The organism is Spirulina sp. 06S082, from assembly GCF_034932145.1.
Classification (GTDB): domain Bacteria; phylum Cyanobacteriota; class Cyanobacteriia; order Cyanobacteriales; family Spirulinaceae; genus CCY15215.
Window position 1 is genome coordinate 1 of record NZ_JAYGHV010000348.1, and the last position, 4663, is coordinate 4663.

The following is a 4663-nucleotide window of genomic DNA, read 5'->3' on the forward strand; positions in this document are numbered from 1 at the left end:
TTCGACGGGTAAAGCAACACAAATTGTAGCGAACAAACCGAACAAATACCAAGGAAATTTCACGGGGCGCACTCCCAATTGTTGGGTATACAAATTTGATGATGACACTATTTTAATGCGATACGGCATTAGCAGGCGATCTCGCGATCGATGTGAAAACTTTGTAGAAGTTGGTTATAATTACATTTTGAATATATTCCATGAACCAGCCTCCTAATCGAAATCAGCCAGATCCCCATCAATCAAATCATAATGAGCAGTTGATAATTCAGCAAGCTCAAGAAGAAACTGAACGACTACGACAGGAGAATCAGCATCATAGAGTTGCCCAACGCAGGGTCTTATTTGCTCGTATCGTTAATAGTATATATTTCTTAGTTGGGCTTCTCGAAGTTCTCTTAGGAATGCGCTTATTCTTGCGAATATTTGGGGCAAATCCTGATAATATTTTTGCTCAAACTATCTATGGGCTATCTAACCCATTTGTTGCTCCGTTTTCGACCTTATTTATAAGTCCTGTGCAAAGTACGGAAGCAACACTAGGAGAAAATATTTTTGATGTGAATCTCCTAATTGCCATGATAATCTATGCTGTTCTTTGCAGTGTGGGGGTTTGGATTACTCGTTATATCCAAGAGCAAATTGGATAGCCAAAACTTTAGAGTAAAATCTTTAAAACGGAGTAATTTCTTTCGCTTCTTCAGGCAGCTTTGCTGTTTTCTGTCCTTCGCTTCTAGCTTGATAAGTAATCAAATCTAAAGGAGTCCACATTATATCAACAAAATCGGCTTTTTGTGCTAATAATTTAACAAAATTTAAAGGGATTTCTTTTAATATCCAACGGCTCAAACGATAAAGAGTTTTATTGAGATTTTGCTCTGGCATTAGTTCGACTCCATGTAGTTCGTGTAAATAGCGATTAGAACGTCCGTAGCGTCGCCATTGACTGCGTAATTCTGATAGAGTGGAGCGATGGCGATGGCGAATAAATGCTGTTTCCATAAACTCTAATTTCCAGTCCGTTTCTCGTAGGATTCGCCAACAAATATCCGCATCTCCTCCTGTGGTTAAATAAGGACGAAATAACCCCACCTGTTCAAATGCTTGTTTACGAATGGCCAAATTAGCAGTTTGACCATAAGGACAAAACGAATTAGCTAAAGTATGTTTTTGAGAAAGAGTTTCCTTGCGATCGCTATATCTTTCTAGCCAATTTGTACTCGGAAGTGCTTGTATTTCCCCTGCAACCAAACCAATTTCAGGATTTTCAAACGGTTTAACCAGCAATTCTAGCCATTGCGGACAAGGGCGACAGTCGGCATCGGTAAAGGCAAAAATATCGTATTTTGCGGCGCGAATTCCTGCATTTCGTGCCGCATAAGAACCTTGGACTTCTGTTTCGTTTAATGGGAGTAAAACCAGTCCTTTTTGGGCAAATTTATCTACCGCAGTTGCGAGGAGTTCTCCCGTGCGATCGCGGCTATTATTATTGACTAAAATATACTCTACTTGCGACGCAGGATAAGTTTGTTCTTGTAAGCAAGTCAATAAATCTGGTAAATCTTCCGCGCCGTTGTAAATAGGGATAATAACAGAAATGTTCATTTTAAGTAATAGGTAATAAATTGATGGAATTTTAGGATAAGTTAATGAGGTAAATTCAAACAAAAATGTCCCAATATTGGAATTGAGAGTCCTAACATTTCATCCAAGCATAGTAATATAACTGCTGTTCCGAGAAAGCGACTTGCCCAATCAAATCGACCTGCTTGTTTTTGGCGAATATATTGTAATTCTAACAATGTTTCTTTTTCTAAATACAAAATCAAAGCAGTTAAATAATTTTCTTCATCAATCAAATTCCATTCATCATTCAAGAGTTGTTCAGGTAGAATTATTTTTCCTGTTGTTGCTGTCAATAAACCTCGCAAGCCAATCGCGATCGCAATAATAAAGCAAGCATAAGCGACAAACTTTAATAAATAGCAGGCTGGACAGGGATAATATTCTGAAATACAGTTAATTAAAATTGAAGAACCCGGTAAATCTTTACCAAAATTAACGAGAATACCACTAAGCGTTAATAGAACTGTAAGTTTAGTATTGATTTTGTCAACACTTTCACTAACCGTTTTAATAGAATTTAAGGTATATTCATAAGTAAGTCTAATGTTTGTCATGATGGGATTTTTATCTATGACCAGTCAATTACCAACACCAGATCGCTTTCAAAATTCGCAGAATTTGGAGTCTTCACATCCCGAAAAAGCAAAATTTCGCATTCCAAAAGTCGATCCTTCTAAAACTATACCTTATCGACAAGACGGTGCCGATCCAATTTGGCCATTCTTACGCAAACAAGTTGATGAGAGTGTCGTTCAACACACCCAAGAAAATAGCAGACAAGAGATTGAACAAGAACTAAAAACAGCTATCTTGCAAGAACATTTGCGACAGATGCGCTTACAGATGCGCTTAAAAAGTTGGTTTTTGGTAGTTTCTAGTGGTTTGCTTGTTATCAGTGGTCTTGCAGTGATTTTTCAGAGGTTTCTTTTCGTTGTTGCAAAATAAATGCCGCGATCGCCAAATCCACTGGAGTTGTAATCTTAAGATTTGTTTCTTCTCCCTGGACAATTTCCACAGGTAGATCGCACCTTTCAAATAATGCAGCATCGTCGGTCACTTCCCAACCCAACTGTTTGCCCTTTTCGTGACATTCCTTTAATAACTTCACCTTAAATCCTTGGGGCGTTTGTGCAGCCCAGAGATTAGCGCGATCGGGGGTACTTTGAATAATGCCCCCATCCCCAACTACTTTAATCGTATCCTTCACCGGAACCGCCGCAATTAACCCCGAACAAGATTTTAGAGCAATAGCACAGCGATCGAATAATTCCGGTGTCGCCAAACAGCGCGCCCCATCGTGAATCAAAACCCCTTCAGCACCCTCTGGCAGCCCCTGTAAGCCGTTGTAAACCGACTCTTGACGAGTTGTACCCCCTTGAATCAATTCCACGGGTTTAGCCAGATTTACTCGATCTAAAAGCTCCTCAAAGGCGATAAAATCATAAGATTGTCCTAAGAGTCCGATCCACTCAATCTTCTTAGATGCCTTAGCTGCCAACAACGTCCACTCGAGTAGAGGTTTTCCTAAAAGCGTCAAGAGGAGCTTATTGCGATCGCCTCCCATGCGTTTTCCTAAACCAGCAGCAGGGATGAGTAAGTGCATACGCAAATTGAATCTTTCCAAAATAAATCTATCTGGCTCTCATCTTCCCTTAAAATTGGCCTTGATTAACTCAAATTCCGTGAATTGAGATGCGAATATTAGCCCTCGTCCCCGGTGGAATTGGCGATCGGATTCTCTTTTTCCCATTTATGTTTTTAAGTTCGTTAAGCATTAAGCCCAAATTTTACTTCAATCGTTTGGTTAAAAGATCGCGCGATCGCCAAGATATTATTGGCATCTGTATCGGAGAAAACCCCATCAAGACCTTCACCGTGAAAATCGGTAAAGGGGGGTTCATAGAACTGGGATGGATCTACCATACCTTGTTGGGTCAGTAGGTCGATAATTTGCTCGATAAAGCGGATTTGATTGGCATTAAACTGTTGGCTGTCCAGGTATTGGGCAAAGGCTTTTTTGGCAGCTTCGCGATCCAACCCTACCATAGAGCGAATGAAACAAGGCAAATTATTGGCTTCACCGAGACAGGCTGCGGTGAATTTTTCCCGACTTTCTAAACCTGCTTCGGTGAATAACGCGGTGAATTTTTCCCGACTTTCTAAACCTGCTTCGGTGAATAACATGGTTTCGAGAGAATTTAAGTCGGTTTCGGTGAGAGGGAGATTTCGTCGCAGTTTGGCGATCGCGATATGGTCTTTATTGTCCCTGATATAAGTCTCAACTTTTTTACGGTACTGTTGGGAACTAAAGCCAGTTTGTTGAATGGGAACTTCTGCCTCGTCTATGTCTCCCAGTTGATCTTGAAAGTCGGTGTAAACGATCGCTTCTGCTTGGCGATCGATAAACTGCATTAATTCTCGCAAGTTCTTTCTCAGGGATTCTACCATCGGGAGGGTCACATTCTGCCACCATTCTGCCTTGCCGATGGCTTCGATTAGGGGGAGTTGTGCCTTAACCATCGGAATTGTTCGCTTTTGTGCGAGGTTATCGAGCAAGTCTCTCACTTTATCCCGCAGGAGGGTTAATTTGGGGGAGTTTTGGAGGAGAGCAAGTTGAATCTGGAAGCAAAGCAGGTCAAACCGTTTCATTACCGGGTTTTCTCGGGGAAGTCCGTGGGGGAGTTGCGAGAGGGTCTCTTGCAGAATTCTGATATCTTTGGGGCTGAGTTCTGCCCATCTCTCCCGTTCCGAAAAATCCTCAACTTCTTTTAAGTGACGGCGCACGATGAAGTTTTGCGGTTCCATGCTGGCGATATAGGCATGGAGGCGATCGCCGATTTCTGCTCTCAGTTCTGTTAGGTGAGGCTCGTTGTTTAATTTTTGATAGAGTGTGAGACGGGCTTTAAAGATTTGAGTGGCGAGGCTGTCGGCGGGTTTGCTGTCGGCTTCTCGGACTTGTTGCTGGAAATACTCGAAGTTACCGCAGAGATCGAAGATGAGAAATTCTTTTTTATGGCGATCGATACCGAATAGATCG

The 4663-nt window shown here is 41.5% G+C and carries 6 protein-coding genes; 2 read left to right on the top strand and 4 right to left on the bottom strand.

Features of this window, described 5'->3' with window-relative positions:
* The first annotated feature begins 200 nt into the window (after positions 1-200).
* On the top strand, positions 201-650 hold the full coding sequence (locus VB714_RS20920; RefSeq protein ID WP_323226625.1) for a YggT family protein: 450 nt from the start codon (positions 201-203) through the stop codon (positions 648-650).
* Between the two features lie 22 nt (positions 651-672).
* On the opposite strand, the gene VB714_RS20925 is transcribed toward VB714_RS20920, so the two are convergent.
* Together VB714_RS20925 and VB714_RS20930 are read right to left on the bottom strand one after the other, a co-directional pair.
* The gene (locus tag VB714_RS20925; protein WP_323226626.1) at positions 673-1605 is read right to left on the bottom strand and encodes a glycosyltransferase; all 933 of its coding nucleotides are present in this window, start codon (positions 1603-1605) and stop codon (positions 673-675) included.
* 41 nt (positions 1606-1646) lie between these two features.
* The gene (locus tag VB714_RS20930; protein WP_323226627.1) at positions 1647-2180 is read right to left on the bottom strand and encodes a hypothetical protein; all 534 of its coding nucleotides are present in this window, start codon (positions 2178-2180) and stop codon (positions 1647-1649) included.
* Between the two features lie 16 nt (positions 2181-2196).
* Here VB714_RS20930 and VB714_RS20935 point away from each other — a divergent pair, with 16 nt between their 5' ends.
* Positions 2197-2571, top strand: a complete 375-nt coding sequence (locus VB714_RS20935; RefSeq protein ID WP_323226628.1) for a hypothetical protein — start codon at positions 2197-2199, stop codon at positions 2569-2571.
* Here the strand turns inward: VB714_RS20935 and ispD are convergent.
* Complete coding sequence (gene ispD, locus VB714_RS20940; RefSeq protein WP_323226629.1) at positions 2519-3229, bottom strand: 2-C-methyl-D-erythritol 4-phosphate cytidylyltransferase; 711 nt, start codon at positions 3227-3229, stop codon at positions 2519-2521. The genes VB714_RS20935 and ispD overlap by 53 nt on opposite strands.
* Before the next feature lie 164 nt (positions 3230-3393).
* The coding region (locus VB714_RS20945) for a type I restriction-modification enzyme R subunit C-terminal domain-containing protein (RefSeq protein WP_323226630.1) at positions 3394-4663 on the bottom strand (1270 nt) is incomplete at its 5' end.